This is a genomic window from Psychrobacter sp. M13, from assembly GCF_030718935.1.
GTDB classification, from domain to species: domain Bacteria; phylum Pseudomonadota; class Gammaproteobacteria; order Pseudomonadales; family Moraxellaceae; genus Psychrobacter; species Psychrobacter immobilis_G.
Window position 1 is genome coordinate 2,719,144 of record NZ_CP132194.1, and the last position, 19,479, is coordinate 2,738,622.

At 41.8% G+C, this 19,479-nt stretch carries 15 protein-coding genes and 1 tRNA gene; 2 read left to right on the forward strand and 14 right to left on the reverse strand.

What is annotated here, in order from left to right; genetic code table 11:
- Positions 1-42 precede the first annotated feature (42 nt).
- From rpoC to Q9G97_RS11510, 9 genes are all read right to left on the reverse strand, one after another.
- Positions 43-4,278, reverse strand: coding sequence for a DNA-directed RNA polymerase subunit beta' (gene rpoC / locus Q9G97_RS11470; protein WP_201570211.1), 4,236 nt, complete (start codon positions 4,276-4,278; stop codon positions 43-45).
- A 178-nt stretch (positions 4,279-4,456) separates the two neighbouring features.
- Positions 4,457-8,575 carry a DNA-directed RNA polymerase subunit beta gene (rpoB, locus tag Q9G97_RS11475; RefSeq protein ID WP_305898924.1) on the reverse strand — a complete coding sequence of 1,373 codons (4,119 nt, stop codon included), beginning with the start codon at positions 8,573-8,575 and terminating at the stop codon, positions 4,457-4,459.
- Between the two features lie 650 nt (positions 8,576-9,225).
- The gene (gene rplL, locus Q9G97_RS11480) at positions 9,226-9,597 is read right to left on the reverse strand and encodes a 50S ribosomal protein L7/L12 (RefSeq protein WP_305898925.1); all 372 of its coding nucleotides are present in this window, start codon (positions 9,595-9,597) and stop codon (positions 9,226-9,228) included.
- Between the two features lie 123 nt (positions 9,598-9,720).
- Positions 9,721-10,248 (reverse strand): 50S ribosomal protein L10, encoded by a 528-nt coding sequence (rplJ, locus tag Q9G97_RS11485; protein WP_305898926.1) that lies wholly within the window; start codon positions 10,246-10,248, stop codon positions 9,721-9,723.
- 424 nt (positions 10,249-10,672) lie between these two features.
- Complete coding sequence (gene rplA, locus Q9G97_RS11490) at positions 10,673-11,374, reverse strand: 50S ribosomal protein L1 (protein WP_305898927.1); 702 nt, start codon at positions 11,372-11,374, stop codon at positions 10,673-10,675.
- Positions 11,375-11,806, reverse strand: coding sequence for a 50S ribosomal protein L11 (rplK, locus tag Q9G97_RS11495; RefSeq protein ID WP_201570217.1), 432 nt, complete (start codon positions 11,804-11,806; stop codon positions 11,375-11,377). It abuts the gene before it with no gap.
- 152 nt (positions 11,807-11,958) lie between these two features.
- Positions 11,959-12,489 carry a transcription termination/antitermination protein NusG gene (gene nusG, locus Q9G97_RS11500; protein WP_201570218.1) on the reverse strand — a complete coding sequence of 177 codons (531 nt, stop codon included), beginning with the start codon at positions 12,487-12,489 and terminating at the stop codon, positions 11,959-11,961.
- Between the two features lie 76 nt (positions 12,490-12,565).
- Entirely contained in the window at positions 12,566-13,051 is a 486-nt protein-coding gene (gene secE / locus Q9G97_RS11505) for a preprotein translocase subunit SecE (protein ID WP_305898928.1), read from the reverse strand.
- A gap of 48 nt (positions 13,052-13,099) precedes the next feature.
- Positions 13,100-13,175: transfer RNA gene (locus Q9G97_RS11510), tRNA-Trp, on the reverse strand.
- Positions 13,176-13,621: 446 nt separating this feature from the next.
- Between Q9G97_RS11510 and Q9G97_RS11515 the strand changes: the two genes are divergently transcribed.
- Complete coding sequence (locus Q9G97_RS11515) at positions 13,622-14,152, forward strand: hypothetical protein (RefSeq protein WP_305898929.1); 531 nt, start codon at positions 13,622-13,624, stop codon at positions 14,150-14,152.
- Between the two features lie 184 nt (positions 14,153-14,336).
- On the opposite strand, the gene Q9G97_RS11520 is transcribed toward Q9G97_RS11515, so the two are convergent.
- The 3 genes from Q9G97_RS11520 to Q9G97_RS11530 form a co-directional block, all read right to left on the reverse strand.
- Positions 14,337-14,642 carry a hypothetical protein gene (locus tag Q9G97_RS11520; protein ID WP_305898930.1) on the reverse strand — a complete coding sequence of 102 codons (306 nt, stop codon included), beginning with the start codon at positions 14,640-14,642 and terminating at the stop codon, positions 14,337-14,339.
- Position 14,643: 1 nt separating this feature from the next.
- Positions 14,644-14,919, reverse strand: a complete 276-nt coding sequence (locus tag Q9G97_RS11525) for a hemagglutinin (protein WP_305898931.1) — start codon at positions 14,917-14,919, stop codon at positions 14,644-14,646.
- A gap of 125 nt (positions 14,920-15,044) precedes the next feature.
- On the reverse strand, positions 15,045-16,022 hold the full coding sequence (locus Q9G97_RS11530) for an IS110 family transposase (RefSeq protein ID WP_305898307.1): 978 nt from the start codon (positions 16,020-16,022) through the stop codon (positions 15,045-15,047).
- 259 nt (positions 16,023-16,281) lie between these two features.
- On the opposite strand from Q9G97_RS11530, the gene Q9G97_RS11535 reads away from it, so the two are divergent.
- Entirely contained in the window at positions 16,282-16,713 is a 432-nt protein-coding gene (locus Q9G97_RS11535) for a transposase (protein WP_305898932.1), read from the forward strand.
- Positions 16,714-17,424: 711 nt separating this feature from the next.
- Here the strand turns inward: Q9G97_RS11535 and Q9G97_RS11540 are convergent.
- Together Q9G97_RS11540 and Q9G97_RS11545 are read right to left on the reverse strand one after the other, a co-directional pair.
- Complete coding sequence (locus tag Q9G97_RS11540) at positions 17,425-18,225, reverse strand: hypothetical protein (RefSeq protein ID WP_305898933.1); 801 nt, start codon at positions 18,223-18,225, stop codon at positions 17,425-17,427.
- Between the two features lie 89 nt (positions 18,226-18,314).
- On the reverse strand, positions 18,315-19,292 hold the full coding sequence (locus tag Q9G97_RS11545) for an IS110 family transposase (RefSeq protein ID WP_305898307.1): 978 nt from the start codon (positions 19,290-19,292) through the stop codon (positions 18,315-18,317).
- Between the last annotated feature and the right edge of the window lie 187 nt (positions 19,293-19,479).

The following is a 19,479-nucleotide window of genomic DNA, read 5'->3' on the forward strand; positions in this document are numbered from 1 at the left end:
CTGGCTTTTTTATTATTGGAATATTGTAGCTAAAGCAAAATATTAATTATCTTGATTAAGCTCTTGAGCAAAGGCTTCATCAAAGCTGGCAAAGTCTTTATTATCACCTGTCGCAGTATTCATATCGAACGCAGCACTATCAAAAGAGGCGTTTAAGTCTTTATCTTGCAGTTTTTGATCGGCTTTATCTTTACGAGCTTTATGATAAGCCAAACCTGTACCTGCTGGGATCAAACGACCGACTACCACGTTTTCTTTCAAACCGCGTAGCTCATCAACCTTACCTGTTACCGCAGCGGCTGTTAGCACGCGTGTGGTTTCTTGGAAGGAAGCTGCTGAGATAAAGCTTTCAGTAGCCAAACTCGCTTTGGTGATACCTAGCAATTGACGCTCGTATTGTACTGGGAACTTATCTTCCGCCTCGAGCTTAGCATTAAGCGCTCTGATATCAACATACTCAACCTGATCGCCTTTAAAGTGACTAGAGTCACCAGCATCGGTAATCTCAACTTTACGCAACATCTGACGAATGATGACTTCGATATGCTTATCGTTGATTTTCACACCTTGCAGGCGGTAAACATCTTGCACTTCGTTAACGATATAATCAGCAAGCGCCGTTTGACCTTTTAGACGTAAGATGTCATGCGGGTTTTGTGGACCATCAGCGATCACTTCACCACGTGCTACCGTCTCGTTCTCAAAGACGTTGATTTGACGCCATTTTGGGATCAGCTCTTCATGCACTTCACCATCTTCATTAGTGATAATGAAGCGGTTTTTGCCTTTAGTTTCTTTACCAAAACTCACCACACCTGTCATCTCTGCCATAATGGCATGATCTTTTGGACGGCGTGCTTCGAATAGATCAGCAACTCGTGGCAAACCACCTGTGATATCTTTAGTACCTGAAGACGCTTGTGGTACACGACCTAGGATAGAACCTGCTGCTACTTTTTCGCCATCGCTAACTCGAATAATCGTCTCAGCAGGTAGGAAGTAAACAACTTCTTTGCCAGCATCAGTATTCAGAATAATAGCAGGACGCAAGTCTTTGGCATTACTTGAACGATCACGAGTCGCTAGAATTTCAAACGAGCTCATACCAGTGGCATCATCAACTTTCACCGTCGCTGTCATACCATCAGTGATATCGCTAAAACGCGCTTTACCAGCAAATTCTGTGATAATAGGATGCGTATGCGGATCCCACTTAGCGATAGTCTGACCGCCTTCGACTTGATCTTCGTTTTTGACAAGTACGCTTGAACCATAAGGTACTTTATAGCGCTCACGCTCACGACCTAACTCATCAGTTAAAGCAATTTCAGCTGAACGAGAGACGATAACTAAGTGACCATCAACGTGCTCAACCGTTTTCATATTCTCAAAATGTACTTGACCACCATTACGTACAGAGATGCTATTGTCCACAGAAGCTGAGCTTGCTGCCCCGCCTACGTGGAACGTACGCATGGTTAGCTGAGTACCTGGCTCACCGATAGACTGCGCTGCCATGACACCAACTGACTCACCGATGTTGACTTTATGACCACGAGCAAGGTCACGGCCATAACACTGGGCACACACACCATGTGCGATATCACAAGTAATCACTGAACGAACCCAGATATCATCGATAGCGTTATCATCAAGCACGTCGACCCAATGCTCATCGATTAAAGTACCCGCTGGAATGAGGATTTTATCAGCATCGTCGTTATAGGTGACATCACGTGAAGTGACACGACCTAGTACTAAGTCACCAAGCTTTTCAATGATCTCACCACCTTGAATGTGCGGGGTCATTAGCAAGCCAACTTCAGTACCACAATCATCACTAGTGATAACCAAATCTTGTGCCACATCGACTAAACGACGAGTCAGATAACCTGAGTTAGCTGTTTTCAATGCGGTATCGGCTAGACCTTTACGCGCACCGTGAGTCGAGATAAAGTACTGAAGTACGGTCAAGCCTTCACGGAAGTTAGCTTTAATAGGCGTCTCAATAATAGAGCCATCTGGTTTTGCCATCAAACCACGCATACCAGCCAACTGACGAATCTGCGCGGCACTACCACGAGCACCAGAGTCTGACATGATAAAGATTGAGTTGAAAGATTTTTGCTCTTCCTCTTCACCTTTTGAGTTCATGACTTTATCAGTGGCTAAGTTATCCATCATCGCTTTGGCGACTTTATCATTGGTACGTGACCAGATATCGACCACTTTGTTATAGCGCTCACCAGCAGTCACAAAACCTTGCTCAAACTGATCTTCGATTTCGCGAACTTCTGCTTCTGCGACACCGATGATTTGTTTTTTACTTGGCGGAATAACCATATCATCTAGGCAAATAGACACACCAGACAACGTTGCTTGCGCAAAACCTAAGTACATTAATTGGTCAGCGAACATAACGCTGTCTTTAACACCTAGGTTACGATAGCAAGAGTTGATCAATTTTGAGATGTTTTTCTTAGTCATCTCTTGATTACACTCTTCAAACGCCATACCTTCAGGCATGATGTTCCAGATAAGCAAACGGCCTGCAACAGTATCTTTTAAAGATACGGTATAAGTCGCATTACCATCAGCATCAAAAACAGTTTCTTTTACGCGTACTTTAATTTTTGCATTGACATGTAAGTCATTAGAGCCAATAGCGCGCAGAGCCTCGTTAACCGTCGAGAATATCATGCCCTCGCCTTTGACGTTGACTGATGAGCGGCTGATATAGTAAAGACCCAATACCACATCTTGTGACGGTACAATAATCGGATCACCGTTAGCAGGTGACAAGATATTATTGGTCGACATCATAAGGGCACGTGATTCAAGCTGCGCCTCTAGCGTCAATGGCACATGAACGGCCATTTGGTCACCATCAAAATCGGCGTTAAACGCGGTACAAACCAATGGATGCAACTGAATTGCTTTACCTTCGATTAGTACTGGCTCAAATGCCTGTAGACCCAAACGGTGAAGTGTTGGTGCACGGTTAAGAAGTACTGGATGCTCACGGATAACCATGGCCAGCATATCCCACACTTGTGGCTCTTCACGCTCTACCATCTTTTTGGCAGCTTTAATCGTCGTTGCCAAACCATGAGACAATAGCTTGTTATAAGTAAATGGCTTGAATAGTTCAAGTGCCATTTTCTTCGGTAGACCACACTGATGTAGACGTAGTGTTGGACCTACAACGATAACCGAACGGCCAGAGTAATCGACACGCTTACCCAATAAGTTTTGACGGAAACGACCTTGCTTACCTTTGATCATATCTGCCAAAGATTTCAATGGACGCTTATTACTACCAGTAATGGCACGACCGCGACGACCGTTATCAAGCAATGCATCTACTGATTCTTGCAACATACGTTTTTCGTTACGTACAATGATATCAGGAGCGCTTAGCTCAAGCAGACGCTTTAGACGGTTGTTACGGTTGATCACGCGGCGATACAAGTCGTTTAGATCTGATGTTGCAAAACGACCCCCTTCTAGTGGTACTAGAGGACGCAAATCTGGTGGTAGTACTGGTAAGATGTTCATTACCATCCACTCAGGCTTATTATTAGAATCACGGAATGCTTCTAATAGCTTGAGACGCTTAGACATCTTTTTAAGCTTAGTCTCAGAACCTGTTTGCGGAATCACTTCACGCAGCTCATCAATCTCGATGTCAAGATCGATATCTTTGAGCAAGTCTTGAACCGCTTCTGCACCCATCTTAGCGACAAACTCATCGCCAAACTCTTCAAGGGCACGATAATAATCTTCATCGTCAAGTAGCTGGTATTTCTCTAAAGAAGTTAAACCAGGTTCAGTGACGATATAGCTTTCAAAATAAAGCACACGCTCGATATCGCGAAGCGTCATGTCTAGCAATAGACCGATGCGGCTTGGTAATGATTTTAAGAACCAAATATGCGCAACAGGACTGGCTAGGTCAATATGACCCATGCGGTCACGACGCACTTTTGCAGTAGTGACTTCGACGCCACATTTTTCACAGATAACGCCTTGGAATTTACGGCGCTTGTACTTGCCACAGAGACATTCAAAGTCTTTTACAGGGCCAAAAATTTTGGCACAGAATAGACCATCACGCTCAGGCTTGAAGGTACGATAGTTAATCGTCTCAGGTTTTTTGACTTCACCATGCGACCATGACTTGATCACATCAGGCGAGGCTAAAGTAATTTGGATACTGTCAAACTCATGGTTACCATTGCTGGTAGGGCTTTGCATGATATCGAGTAAATCTTTCAAGTTGCTTCTCCGTTATCTCTATAATCATCTGTTAGCGTTGTCACTATTATTATAATGGCATTGCTATATAAATGACTGAAGGCAATGAATAGGGTTGAGATAAATATCTAAAAGCAGCAGCACAATATAATACTGCGGCGTACTGCTCTTAGTTAACTAATCAATTATATAAAATCAATTAGTTGGTCTGTTTTAGCTCTATATTGATACCCAAAGATTTGATCTCTTTGGTCAGTACGTTAAACGATTCAGGCATACCTGGATCCATGTACTGCTCACCATCAACGATGTTTTTGTACATGCGTGTACGACCTTCAACGTCATCTGATTTCACCGTTAGCATCTCTTGCAAGGTGTAAGTTGCACCGTAAGCCTCTAGTGCCCATACTTCCATCTCACCAAAGCGCTGACCACCGAACTGTGCTTTACCGCCGAGTGGCTGCTGAGTGACTAGTGAATAAGATCCTGTTGAACGTGCATGCATTTTGTCATCAACCAAATGGTTAAGTTTGAGCATATACATGTAGCCAACTGTCACTTTACGATCGAACTTCTGACCAGTACGACCATCATACAAGGTTTGCTGACCATCACGATCCATACCAGCAAGCTCAAGCAAGTCTTTGACTTGATGCTCATGAGCACCATCAAACACTGCGGTACCCATAGGCACACCTGCGCGTAAGTTGTCAGCTAACGCCATGATATCGTCATCAGTTAGGCTATCAAGATCAACTTGCTCGCCACCGACTTTGTTATAGATTTGGTCTAAGAAATCGCGCAAATCTTTAATCGCAGCTTGGGCTTTAAGCATACCATCTATCTTCTCGCCTAAGCCTTTAGCCGCCATACCTAAATGGGTCTCTAGTACCTGTCCGATGTTCATACGCGACGGTACACCCAATGGGTTCAGTACGATATCAACGGTGTTGCCGTGCTCATCATAAGGCATATCTTCAACGGGCATGATACGTGATACCACACCTTTGTTACCATGACGACCCGCCATTTTATCACCTGGCTGAATACGACGTTTGACCGCTAGATACACCTTAACGATTTTTTGTACGCCGTGTTGCAGATCATCACCAGCGGTTAATTTGCGTTTTTTCTCAGCAAACTTACTATCGATATCTTTTTGCTTATCGACTAAGAACTCAGCGATTTGGGTAAGACGCTCTGAGATATCCTCTTCTACTGGCTGGATATCAAGCAAGGTCTCCAAATTCATATCTTTCATGTCGTCAGCTTGCATGATAGTTCCAGCTTTTAGGCCAGAACCACCGCTAACTTTTTGACCGTCAAGCAAGCTTGCGATACGACCACGCGCTGCTGCCTCAAAGATACGTAGCTCTTCTTTTAAATCTTTGCGATAGCTATCGAGCTGAGACTTTTCGATGGCACGCGCACGTGCATCTTTTTCAACGCCATCACGGGTAAAGACTTGTACGTCAATGACCGTACCTTTGCTCGATGTTGGGACACGTAAAGAGGTGTCTTTAACATCAGCTGCTTTTTCACCAAAGATGGCCCGCAGTAGCTTCTCTTCCGGCGTCAATTGGGTCTCACCTTTTGGCGTGACTTTACCAACTAAGATGTCACCCGCATCAACCTCTGCACCGATATAAACGATACCGGCTTCATCTAAACTAGATAATGCAGCTTCACCGACGTTTGGAATGTCACTAGTGATTTCTTCAGTACCTAATTTGGTATCACGAGCCACACAAGTGAGCTCTTGAATATGAATAGTGGTAAAGCGATCTTCTTTGACGACCTTTTCTGATAACAGAATTGAATCCTCAAAGTTGTAACCATTCCACGGCATAAATGCAATGCGGATGTTCTGACCCAATGCCAACTCACCAAGATCCGTTGACGGACCATCGGCTAAGATATCGCCTAACGCAATTTCATCGCCTTGGTTAACGATAATGCGCTGGTTGATACAAGTGTTTTGATTAGAGCGCGTGTATTTAACTAAGTTATAGATATCAATACCGGCTTCACCAGCGATCATCTCTTCTTCGTTAACACGAACGACAATACGTGAAGCATCAACGTCTTCGATCACGCCGCCACGCTTAGCAATCACACAAACACCTGAATCGCGCGCCACATAACGCTCCATACCCGTACCGACTAACGGCTTATCAGCACGTAATGTAGGCACTGCTTGACGCTGCATGTTCGAGCCCATCAAGGCACGGTTAGCATCATCATGCTCTAGGAACGGGATAAGACCTGCTGCTACCGAAACTACCTGACTTGGCGACACATCCATATGCGTCACTTTTTCAGGCGGCATGCGCACGAATTCACCATAGCTACGCACACTGACCATCTCATCAGATAGCGCACCATCTTCAGTCATTGGTGAGTCAGCTTGTGCAATCACCGTACCAACTTCTTCAATCGCTGATAAATATTCAATAACGTCAGTGACTTTACCATCTACCACACGGCGGTACGGCGTCTCTAAGAAACCAAAGCTATTGGTCTTAGCAAAGGTTGCTAATGAGTTAATCAAGCCAATGTTTGGACCTTCAGGAGTCTCAATCGGGCAAACACGACCATAATGCGTATCATGTACGTCACGCACTTCAAAACCAGCACGCTCACGAGTTAGACCACCTGGTCCTAGTGCTGATACACGACGTTTATGGGTAACTTCAGACAATGGGTTGTTCTGATCCATAAACTGTGACAACTGGCTTGAACCAAAGAATTCTTTAACTGCAGCTGCTACAGGCTTTGAGTTGATCAAGTCTTGTGGTGATAAGTTATCAGATTCCGCTGAGCTTAAACGCTCTTTTACCGCACGCTCAACACGGACTAGACCCACACGGAATTGGTTTTCTGCCATCTCGCCTACTGAACGAATACGGCGGTTACCTAAGTGATCAATATCGTCAACTTCGCCACGACCATTACGAATCTCAATCAGCTCTTTGAGCACATTGACGATATCATCATTGGTCAAAACGCTGCGCTCGCGCTGAATTTCTGGATCATTAGTATTGTCAAACTCAAGACCTAAACGACGGTTGAACTTCATACGACCGACGTTTGATAAGTCATAACGATCGGCATTGAAGAACATGCTGTCAAATAGCTTCTCAGCAGTCTCAACGGTTGGTGGCTCACCTGGACGCATGACTTTATAGATTTCAATCAACGCTTCTTCACGGCTAGAAGTACTATCAGCACGTAGCGTATCAGCAATATAACTACCTTGATCGATATCGTTAGTGAACAATATGCTAAACTCTTTGATAGAATCGCTGGCTTCAAATGAGTTTAATTTGACCAATAATTCATGGTCGATTGGCGTATTAGCGCGCGCAATCACTTCATCGTTCACGATAATATCTTCAGCTAGAATACGCTCGTAGAGGTACTCATCAGGTACAGCAATACGCGTCATACCGGCTTCTTCAAGCTGACGAATACGGCGAGCATTAATACGCTTGCCCTGCTCAACGATAACATCACCGTCGGCAGATACGATATCGAACTGAGCCATCTCACCACGTAAGCGATCAGCAACTAGATCAATCTCGAACTGCTCTTCACCTTTGTATACGGCGACTTTGTCAAAGAAAAGATCTAAAATCTCACCTGTGCTAAGACCTAGCGCGCGTAAAATAATAGATGCCAGCAATTTACGGCGACGGTCAATACGAGCAAAGACTAAATCTTTTGCATCAAATTCGAAATCTAACCATGAACCGCGGTAAGGAATAATACGCGCGTTATAAAGCACCTTACCACTTGAATGTGACTTGCCTTTATCGTGATCAAAGAATACACCAGGTGAACGATGCAGCTGCGACACGATAACACGCTCAGTACCATTAATAATAAAGGTACCGTTAGCGGTCATCAATGGCATCTCGCCCATATAAACACTTTGCTCACGGATATCTTTTACCGCAGCTTTACTGTCTTTATCTTTGCTGTCTTTGTCTTTAATAATCAGACGAATCTTGACGCGCATAGGTGCGGCAAAAGTTGAGCCACGTAGAATACACTCACGCTCATCAAATTCAGGCGTGCCTAAATAGTACTCAACAAATTGCAGCTCTGCATTACCAGAGTGACTCTCAATTGGGAAAATAGAGGAGTATGCCGCTTGCAAACCAGTATTCTCACGAGCTTTTGGCTTTTTGTGCTCTTGCAAAAAGTGCTCATAAGAATCTACTTGGATAGACAATAAATAGGGAATGTCCATCACAGTAGGCAATTCAGCAAAGCTTTTGCGAATACGCTTTTTTTCAGTATAAGAATATGCCATCGAGAGTCCTTACAGTAACGTGGAAACAAATTAAAAGCGTGACCGATATGCATAAATACTATGCATAGGCCACGTAAACGATAATACTTGTTGCTATTTAACTCGTGCTAAAAAGCTAAAATAAATATTCATTGGTTGAATCAAATAGTCTTTTAATACAACTTGAAACTTTTACTCTAAAAATTTCATCAATAACAGTTACAGTCAGCTATATGTCCATCAATATTCACGACTCAATACTGACAGTGGAACCATGCTAAAGTGCTAAATAGTAACAACTCATTCATCATTATCTAGACTTAACAGCTCAAAGACGCTCTAGGATAAATAAGTTTATTGGAATAAGTAAGGCTATTAGAAAAGTATGCGGGCACGGAAAAATGCCAAACATCCAACGACGTTTAGCCTAATTTAATATATAAAATAAAACTACTGTGCTTGCTTGCACTGCGTTTACTTGCATAGCTATCGTGTGTCCTTTTGATGGGTATCCACCGCTGATAATACGACTATTGGCAGACACAAAAGGTCAAGCTGGCAATTATAATAAAAAAAAGCCGATAATGCAAGGCATTATCAGCTTTTTTATGTATCACATAAAGTAGCTACTTAATAGTAATTACTTAACTGTAATCCAAAATAAGCTCAGCTTATTTTAGTTCAACAGTAGCGCCAGCTTCTTCAAGTTTCTTTTTCAACTCTTCAGCTTCAACTTTGTTTGCGCCTTCTTTGATTGGTGCTGGAGCACTTTCAACCAAATCTTTCGCTTCTTTCAAGCCAAGGCCAGTAGCTTCACGTACAGCTTTAATGACCGCAACTTTCTTTTCGCCGAAGCTAGCAAGAACTACGTCAAACTCGTCTTTTTCTTCAGCAGCAGCAGCAGCAGGACCGGCAGCAGGAGCAGCAGCGGCAACAGCAGCAGTTACGCCGAATTTTTCTTCCATAGCGCTGATTAATTCAACGATATCCATTACTGACATTTCAGCGATTGCGTTTAACACATCATCTTTAGATAGTGCCATGAGAACTCTCCGTTATCTGATAAAAATTAATTGATCTTAATAGCGTTTTGATTGCGTGCCACAATTTAGAAAAGGCGTGGCTTACTACAATCAGCGCTGTAAAATTTACGTTAAAACAAGCAATTAAGCAGCTTCTTGTGCGTCTTTGATTGCTGCTACAGTGCGAACCAGCTTACTAGGAACAGCGTTCATAGTTTGGACAAGCTTAGTCACAGGTGCATTCATAGTAGCCATCAAGATAGAGATTGCTTCGTCGCGAGTTGGTAGCTTCGATACGCGCTCTAGCTCTTCTGGACCATAAACCACACCGCCGACTGATACTAATTTAGCTTCTAAAGCTTTGTTGTCTTTGCTAAAATCGAAAACGACTCTAGCAGCAGATCCCAAATCTTCCATTGAAAAAGCTAAAAGTAGTGGACCAGTCATGCTGTCGGACATGCACTCAAACTTAGTGCCTTCAAATGCGCGTTTTGCTAGGGTATTTTTTACCACTTTCAAAACCACACCTTTATCACGGGCTTGTTCGCGCAGCTTAGTAAGCTTTGCAACACCAATACCATGATATTCGGCAGCTACTGCTGAGTAAGCATTAGCAGCAACTTCAGACACTTCAGCCACAACTTGTTGTTTTTGCTCTAGCGTTAATGCCATAAGTTGACTCCTTAATCTTACCAATCATTTTGTAACCTAAGTCACAAGCTATGATTGACTTGATACGATACGTTATTTATAAATACTATCGAAATAGCATCTACTCGTAACGACTGATTACGGCACCGTTATCAGAATGACGTCGAATGATAGAATAGTATTGATATTAGTATCAATGAAAAACACGACCCTATCGGCTCTAGTCTTAAACTGGGTGGGTCACCGTCTGCGTAGGACAATTGAGATTTTCATCTGTCATCGATTAACAAAAGCAGCTCGTAGTTATCAATAATAATTCAAAAATCATTAATAATAACTCAAAACCGCTCTCTACCTACGGTCTTAGACAGCGTAGCAAAAGCTACGCTGACCTAATTTGAATAAATTTAATTATTTGTTAAAGCATCTGCTAATAAAAGCGAGCTTATTTAGCCATACGGTAAGGTACAGGATCAATTGAGATACCTGGGCCCATCGTGCTAGATAAAGAGATCTTTTTGATAAAAGTACCCTTTGAAGTCGCAGGCTTAGCACGTTTAAGATCAGCAAGTAGCGCTTGAGCGTTTTGCATGATTTGATCTTCTGTAAAGCCAACTTGACCGATAGTCGCGTGGATGATACCACCTTTATCGACACGGTACTGAGCTTGACCGGCTTTAGCGTTAGTCACAGCTTCTGCAACGTTTGGCGTTACGGTACCGACTTTAGGGTTAGGCATTAGACCACGTGGACCTAGGATAGTACCTAACTGACCAACGACACGCATAGCATCAGGAGCTGCAATCACAACATCAAAGTCCATGTTACCCGCTTTGATTTGGTCTGCAAGATCATCCATACCGACGATGTCAGCACCAGCTTCTTTAGCGGCTTCAGCAGCAGCGCCTTGAGCAAATACAGCAACGCGTTTGGTTTTACCAGTACCGGCAGGTAAGTTGGTAGCGCCACGAACGACTTGGTCAGATTTACGTGGATCAACACCCAAGTTAATCGCAATATCGATAGACTCTTTGAACTTAAGCGTTGGCAAATCATTTAAGATCTGTACGGCTTCTTCAATAGTGTATTGCTTATCGTTATCAACACGGCTATTGATTTCTTTTTGACGTTTGGTTAGCTTACTCATTTACACACCCTCCACGGTAATACCCATCGAACGGGCAGTACCAGCAACGGTACGAACAGCAGCATCTAAATCAGCAGCGGTTAAATCTGCATCTTTAGTTTTTACAATTTCTTCTAACTGAGCACGCGTCACTTTACCGACTTTAGCGGTATTTGGCGTACCAGAACCTTTAGCGATGCCTGCCGCTTTACGCAGTAAAAACGCTGCTGGTGGCGACTTCATGATAAAGGTAAAAGACTTATCACTATAAACCGTGATTTCAGTCGGGATCGGCAAACCTGGCTCTTGGCTTGCGGTCGCAGCGTTAAATTCTTTACAGAACGCCATGATGTTCACGCCTTTTTGACCCAAAGCTGGACCAATAGGTGGTGAAGGATTCGCTTTACCTGCTGGGACTTGCAGTTTGATGTAACCATCAATCTTCTTAGCCATGATTTTCTCCTATATGGGTGATAGCGCCAGTTTTTCACTGTTTCTAGTAACTAGATAATGAAAAACAACAGCTCCCCTGTTGATGTAACTGCTAGAACTACTTAAATTCTATTACTTAAAAGCTTACTTCTTGAAACTTGTTTTTTAACTATTTAATCTATTTTTTCAACTTTGCTAAATTCAAGCTCAACCTGAGTCGGACGATTAAAGACGTTTACCGTCAATTGCAACTTAGACTTCTCATAATCGACTTTTTCGACCATCCCTTTAAAGTCAGTAAAGGGACCATCGATGACCAATAGCTCTTCGCCTGGCTCAAATAGAGTCTTAGGACGCGGATTGGTCTCAGCTTGATTCAGACGGTTTAAAATGCGGTCAGCTTCTACTTGAGTAATAGGTGCAGGTGTCTCAGCCGTACCACCAATAAAGCCCATAATACGCGGACATTCATTAACGATGTGCCAAGTGCTATCGTTCATTTCCATCTGGATCAATACGTATCCTGGAAAGAACTTACGCTCACTCTTGCGCTTTTTACCATCACGCATCTCGACGACTTCTTCGGTAGGTACTAAGACATCACCAAAAGAATCCGCAAAGTCGCTACGATTAATACGATCAGTTAATGAACGTTGTACTTGTTTTTCATATCCTGAAAACGCTTGGACAATATACCAACGCATATCACGCTCCTGATCTTTAAGTTAAAAATAAACCGTTATACTGATAACGGTAGTTAAAATAGCTAATACGCTTGCTTTAACCAATAAACAAACCAACAAACCAGTTAAAAAAGTTATCTAATAGCCATATGAAAAACCCAACAATCGCGATCACGACAATCGTTTGCCATGTGTATTGAAAGGTCTCATCTTTGGTCGGCCAAGTGACGCGGCGTAACTCTACGCCAGCATCTGTCAATAACGTTTTAAACGCACTACCTTGATGGGTCATTGCCAAACAAATAAGTGCAAATACTGCTAGGGCTACAATAATACCAATACGTACCCAAACATCATTGGCAGGTTGCCAAACGCCAGGTAAATACTGATTAGCAAAGGTGGCACAAATCAGTGCAACAATAGCCAGTAGCCATAATATAATATCTTTTACTGAGCCAGTTTTGGCCACTTCTACAGCTGAGGTATTCGATGCTGAGATGTGCTTTCCTTTAGATAGCATTCCGCCCGCAACGGCCTTGGCGTCAGATAACTTTGTATCGAGGTTATCTTGCTCATTGCTCATAAAGGACTCGCTTGGGAGATAGCTATAACAAAGATAGGATAAAATAGATGGCAGGCGATGTAGGACTCGAACCTACAACCCTCGGTTTTGGAGACCGATGCTCTACCAATTGAGCCAATCGCCTATGGGTGTTAAGGCTGATTATTATACCTATCTTTATTTAGAATGCAAGTTTTATGCTATTTTTATTTGTTGGTTGGGTGAAAGATATTGACTGGATAATATACTTCACTTGCTAAGATTGGCTTTGCTATAAAACTTGGCGTAGGGTGAGCTCCATCGCACCGATGGTTGAGCACAATCTCGTTAATAACACGTACTATAATTGCTCAGAGTGCATTAGTTTTTTCAATCTTATGCATAGTAAACACGACTTGCCACCTGATTTTGAATCATGAATTTGGTGAGTAATCTAAATTACCCTACACTTATTCACCCTATTTCTAAAACTTGCTTCTCTAAAAAGTCAGAAAAACAACTAAATAAGTAGTTAATAAAAGTTGAAACCATTATAAAATAGCTGTGAATACTGGCAATAATAATACGAATGGACTCAACTAAGGATAAAACATGAAAATAGTTATACTGTTAGCAGCGCTACCATTATTCACCGCTTGTATGAGTATGAAGAATACTAAGGACTTACCAGCAGAATTAATATACCAAGCGCCAGTGTCAGGACAGACCGCGACCATCATGGGTAAGATGGAACCGCGTTATACACGCTTAGTCGGTGATCGTATCGTTTATATCATCGATATTGATGGTAAGCGCGTACCCAAAGAGCGTAAGCAGGAATATAGCGAGACGTGGGATACTGTCTATCCGCTTACAACAGGCGAGCATACGATGACCGTCAGCTATCGTATGGCTGGACACTATACCAAGCCAACTAGGATTAGCTTCACTGCTGAGACCAATAAAAACTATCAGCTAGATTTCGTCACTGATATCGGTACGGCATGGTTCAGTGGAGACAGCTACGCTGATATTTGGATCAAGGATAAAGCAACGGGGCAGCCCGTGACGGAGGTGGTGCGGACTACGCCACCGCCTGCGCCGAGGACTATTTCTTATCCGGTTATTATTAGTAATAAGTAAACACTTTGATAAATAACTATATTAGAGTTTTTGTATAATTTATTGCTAGTACTTGGCACTTTGTTAATATTAATCAGTGAAATGTTGTCTTGCAATAGACCTATTAATCACGAAAGACTTTAAAATATCAATCCGTTATATACAAACAGATCTATTCGACTTAAAAAATCTCTAATAATACTTTTTATTCTATTCTTGTAAAAATATCTTCTAAGCTTACTGTAGGATTTTCGAATATATCTTCTAATGCACTAATCAATGAATCAACAGTAAAATCTTTAATAACTATTGAACTAGTACACCAAAAATAGTTATTAAAAACTGGCTCAACTGAATTCAAATAAAAGTCTATATGCTTGGTTGTAAACCCGCTCCCAAAGTATTTCTTATTATCGTAATGCAGATTAAAATCGACCATTTCACAAAAATGATCACTAGTAAGTTCAAAATCTGAAGTTTCGATATGGAATAAGTCTGTTTGATACATCATATTATTTACCATATAAAGTTATTAATCTATTAATAACTGTTGATTGATTGCCTTTTCCAGAATATCCTAAAATCTCCCAACTTGAACCACTTTTTCTAGCATAAAGTCTTCCTCCATTGGCATGTCTAAACTCAGTAATACCATTGAATACTTTAGTGCCTACTCCAGGATTATTATTACCTTTACGAACCTGCTCTAACATTTGATTAATACCCTGACTTTCTTGTTGAGATAATTTTTTAGCTTCACGAAGTAATAAGGTGTCATTTTTTACCAAACTAGAGACTGTAACACACGTGTTGTGAACCCAAACACCGTACGTACTATCACTACCAGTGACAAAGTAAGTATTATCATTATTAACAGCCCGTAGATACCATGAGAAAAAGCAAGCTTAAAAGCTCAATTTTTATGTAAAGCAGCATTAAAAGGCTGTTGGTTTTTGAGAACCGCTTGAGCGATGGATAGAATCTTTCGCATCAAAGCGACGATCACCACCATCTTAGGTTTGCCATGACTGTTTAAGCGAGTGACAAAGCTTTGATAAGCACCATTTTTATACTTGCCAAATGCGAACCCCATAGCAGGCATATACAGCACCTTTCTAATTTCGGAATGACCAATCTTAGAGATACGAGGCTTCTTTTCAACAGAGGTTCCTGACTGATGAATCATAGGAGTGAGACCTGCAAAGCTTGTCGCTTGTTTTGCCTTTTTGAACTTAGACCCATCGCCTAGATAGGCAAGTAGCCAAGGCACAGTGAGCCTGCCAACAGCGGGTATAGAGGCTAGAAGCTTGGCATTACGTTTGAGCGTCTCATCAGAGGCAATAAGCTCATCTATAGTCGCTTGAATCAAAGTGATTTCAGATGCTAGAAAGTCAAGTGTTCGCTGACAGGATGCTATAGCATCACAGTCTCTAAGCATAGTTTTACGCACCTGTTCAGATTGATGCTGGCACTTTAAATGCTCAAGCTGACGTAGCTTTAGCAGCAAGCCTCGCTCTGCTTCTTTAGGGGGTAGCCACGCTTGTGGCTGCTCTTTGGCACAATAGCGAGCAATAAGCTTAGCATCAACGATGTCACTCTTGCTACGAATGTTAAGACTGCTCGCATAGCCTTTAATGCATTTAGGGTTGATCACACTAACGGTAATACCTTTAGCGTTTAGGTAATATGCCAGTGGTTCCCAATAAACGTTAGTCGCTTCCATCAGAAAGCGCAAATCTGAGGGCGCTTTGTCGAGCCACGATAGTAGCGAATCAAAGCCTTGGGCAGTGTTATCAAAGCTTAAATGTTGATAGTGGGTGTTGTCGATGTATAAAGCGGCATCAAAGCTCTTGCATGAGATGTCAATGCCAATATAATAAGTATGATCCATAGTACTCTTAAACCTTGTAGATTCGGGCTACACGACTGTGTGCCTAGGATACCATTCGAGATGTGTGTTATGGATTGTCGGCATAGGCTTTATCTACGTTACAGGTTTTAAACCTAAGGCTGGGTTCAACTCTATGCCGACAGTGCCTCCATTAGTGTACGCTAATAGTGGCACTTTTTATCATACAAGGTTGGGTGGAGCTTGCGACACCCAACACGATAGATTAAGATTAACTCTACCTTATTATTCGTAGAATACCATGCAATATCGCAGACACTATCATCAAGGCGCTAGTTATTTCTTAACCGTTAACCTTGCAGATAGATCAGGCGACTTGCTAATTAAACATGTCAATGTTTTACGGAACGCTTTTAAAATCGTCAAACAAAAACATCCTTTTCATATCGATGCTATTGTCATCTTGCCAGATCACTTGCATATGTTGTGTACTATGCCAAGTGATGATGCTGACTTTTCAAAGCGCATTAAGCTGATTAAATATTATTTCTCTCATAGTATTGCCAAAACTGAGCGTATCTCAAAGAGTCGTCAGAAAAAGGGCGAGCGTGGTATTTGGCAACGCCGATTTTGGGAGCATTGTATTCGTGACGAGATGGATTATCGCACTCATATCGACTATACCCACATGAACCCTGTCAAGCATGGCTATGTTGAACGGGTTCAGGATTAGCAATATTCATCATTCCATCGATTTGTGGCGGATGGTTTGCTTGATATAGATCGGGGTAACTGAATAGCTTTCTGATATGTCATTGTTGGGTGTCGCAAGCTTCACCCAACCTACGTGCTGCATGGTTTAGTAAAGACAGCTATGTTGATTTTTGGATTAAAGAAAAAAACGACAGAAAAGTCCGTGACAGAGGTAGTTCGAACTGCGCCACCCACTGAGCCACGGGTTATCTCTTATCCTATTATCATCAATAATTGATTGGAATTAAAAAGTAATTGTCTCTTTCAAATGAAACTGTGCTAAGGAAACAACATTACGGCTCATGATAGAGATGGTAAAAACTATACTACCACCTCTATCAAGAACTTAAATTACAAATAAATGATTACTATAAACCGTTCTTATAAACTTTATGGCCCTTATGCTTATACTGTTTTCCACCATAATAAAGATATGAAGAATAATCATTATCCATCATGATTCTTGGCCCGTTTTCTGAGGAGTAATGTACTCCAAAATCAATTTCTGAATTTGCAGGTATAAATTTCACTGTATCATCATTAATGAGTTGATGTGGGTCATAATCTAAAATATCTATAGAAGGGACATTCTCCCACCATTCAATAAGATCTGTTATATTAGTAAACGAGCTATACCAAATATACTCCTCGGCGCCGTAATCAATTAGGATTTTTACTATCAAATTGTCCATTAGTATTTTATACCCCCATTTTCACTAATAAAGTCTCTTATGTATGTATTCGTATTTTTAATATTTCTATCATTTGGAAAAATTGTGCCGCCTAACGGGTTATTTGGGTCAACTATAATTATATCTTTTTTATCAGGAGATAAATATAAAGTCTTCCCACTTGTAACAGAGACTTTTTGACCTTCCATTACATTCTGAATTTTTGTATAAAACTGTTGGTCGGTTAAATTTTTATACCTTGTAGGTCTAATTGTCCGAATTTTATCCATAATTCTAATCTCAGGCGAGATACTACCAACTGCCTTAGTAGCCTTACCTAATTTACCAATAGGAATAATTTCAGTCACATTAGTAGGTATTACAAGTTCACTAACTGCAAATATAGCAGCGCCTACTGCGGCTTTTCCGTCAATGCCTAATACTGTGTATCCTCCGCCTGAGGTTGCCCAAGCTTCTATAGAATCATCTAACTGACTTTTATACTGCTTTGCAAGATTGATATCTCCTTTCTTATAAGCTGAAATTAATCCATCTAAGGCCTGTTGAGATTTAGTGTCAAGGTATTTCCTTGATTTTTCTAATTTTAATAACGCTTTATCTTTCAACCCGTTGTTGAGAACTGTTGTATTAGCTATTCCAATAGCGATATTTACATCATAACCTCCGACAGCTGCACTAACACCTGCAACAAATTTACTTAGAGCAAGTATATCTTCTAGTTCTTGTGCACTTACAAAAGTCGGATTCCTACCTTTTAACAAAATTTCAGCAGCTATTTCTCCAGCGCCTGCACCAATCAATCCTGCTGCACATTCTGATCCTTTAAGTTCTGCTGCAGCACAGCCTGCCGCAGCCCGTAGATACCATGAGAAAAAGCAAGCTTAAAAGCTCAATTTTTATGTAAAGCAGCATTAAAAGGCTGTTGGTTTTTGAGAACCGCTTGAGCGATGGATAGAATCTTTCGCATCAAAGCGACGATCACCACCATCTTAGGTTTGCCATGACTGTTTAAGCGAGTGACAAAGCTTTGATAAGCACCATTTTTATACTTGCCAAATGCGAACCCCATAGCAGGCATATACAGCACCTTTCTAATTTCGGAATGACCAATCTTAGAGATACGAGGCTTCTTTTCAACAGAGGTTCCTGACTGATGAATCATAGGAGTGAGACCTGCAAAGCTTGTCGCTTGTTTTGCCTTTTTGAACTTAGACCCATCGCCTAGATAGGCAAGTAGCCAAGGCACAGTGAGCCTGCCAACAGCGGGTATAGAGGCTAGAAGCTTGGCATTACGTTTGAGCGTCTCATCAGAGGCAATAAGCTCATCTATAGTCGCTTGAATCAAAGTGATTTCAGATGCTAGAAAGTCAAGTGTTCGCTGACAGGATGCTATAGCATCACAGTCTCTAAGCATAGTTTTACGCACCTGTTCAGATTGATGCTGGCACTTTAAATGCTCAAGCTGACGTAGCTTTAGCAGCAAGCCTCGCTCTGCTTCTTTAGGGGGTAGCCACGCTTGTGGCTGCTCTTTGGCACAATAGCGAGCAATAAGCTTAGCATCAACGATGTCACTCTTGCTACGAATGTTAAGACTGCTCGCATAGCCTTTAATGCATTTAGGGTTGATCACACTAACGGTAATACCTTTAGCGTTTAGGTAATATGCCAGTGGTTCCCAATAAACGTTAGTCGCTTCCATCAGAAAGCGCAAATCTGAGGGCGCTTTGTCGAGCCACGATAGTAGCGAATCAAAGCCTTGGGCAGTGTTATCAAAGCTTAAATGTTGATAGTGGGTGTTGTCGATGTATAAAGCGGCATCAAAGCTCTTGCATGAGATGTCAATGCCAATATAATAAGTATGATCCATAGTACTCTTAAACCTTGTAGATTCGGGCTACACGACTGTGTGCCTAGGATACCATTCGAGATGTGTGTTATGGATTGTCGGCATAGGCTTTATCTACGTTACAGGTTTTAAACCTAAGGCTGGGTTCAACTCTATGCCGACAGTGCCTCCATTAGTGTACGCTAATAGTGGCACTTTTTATCATACA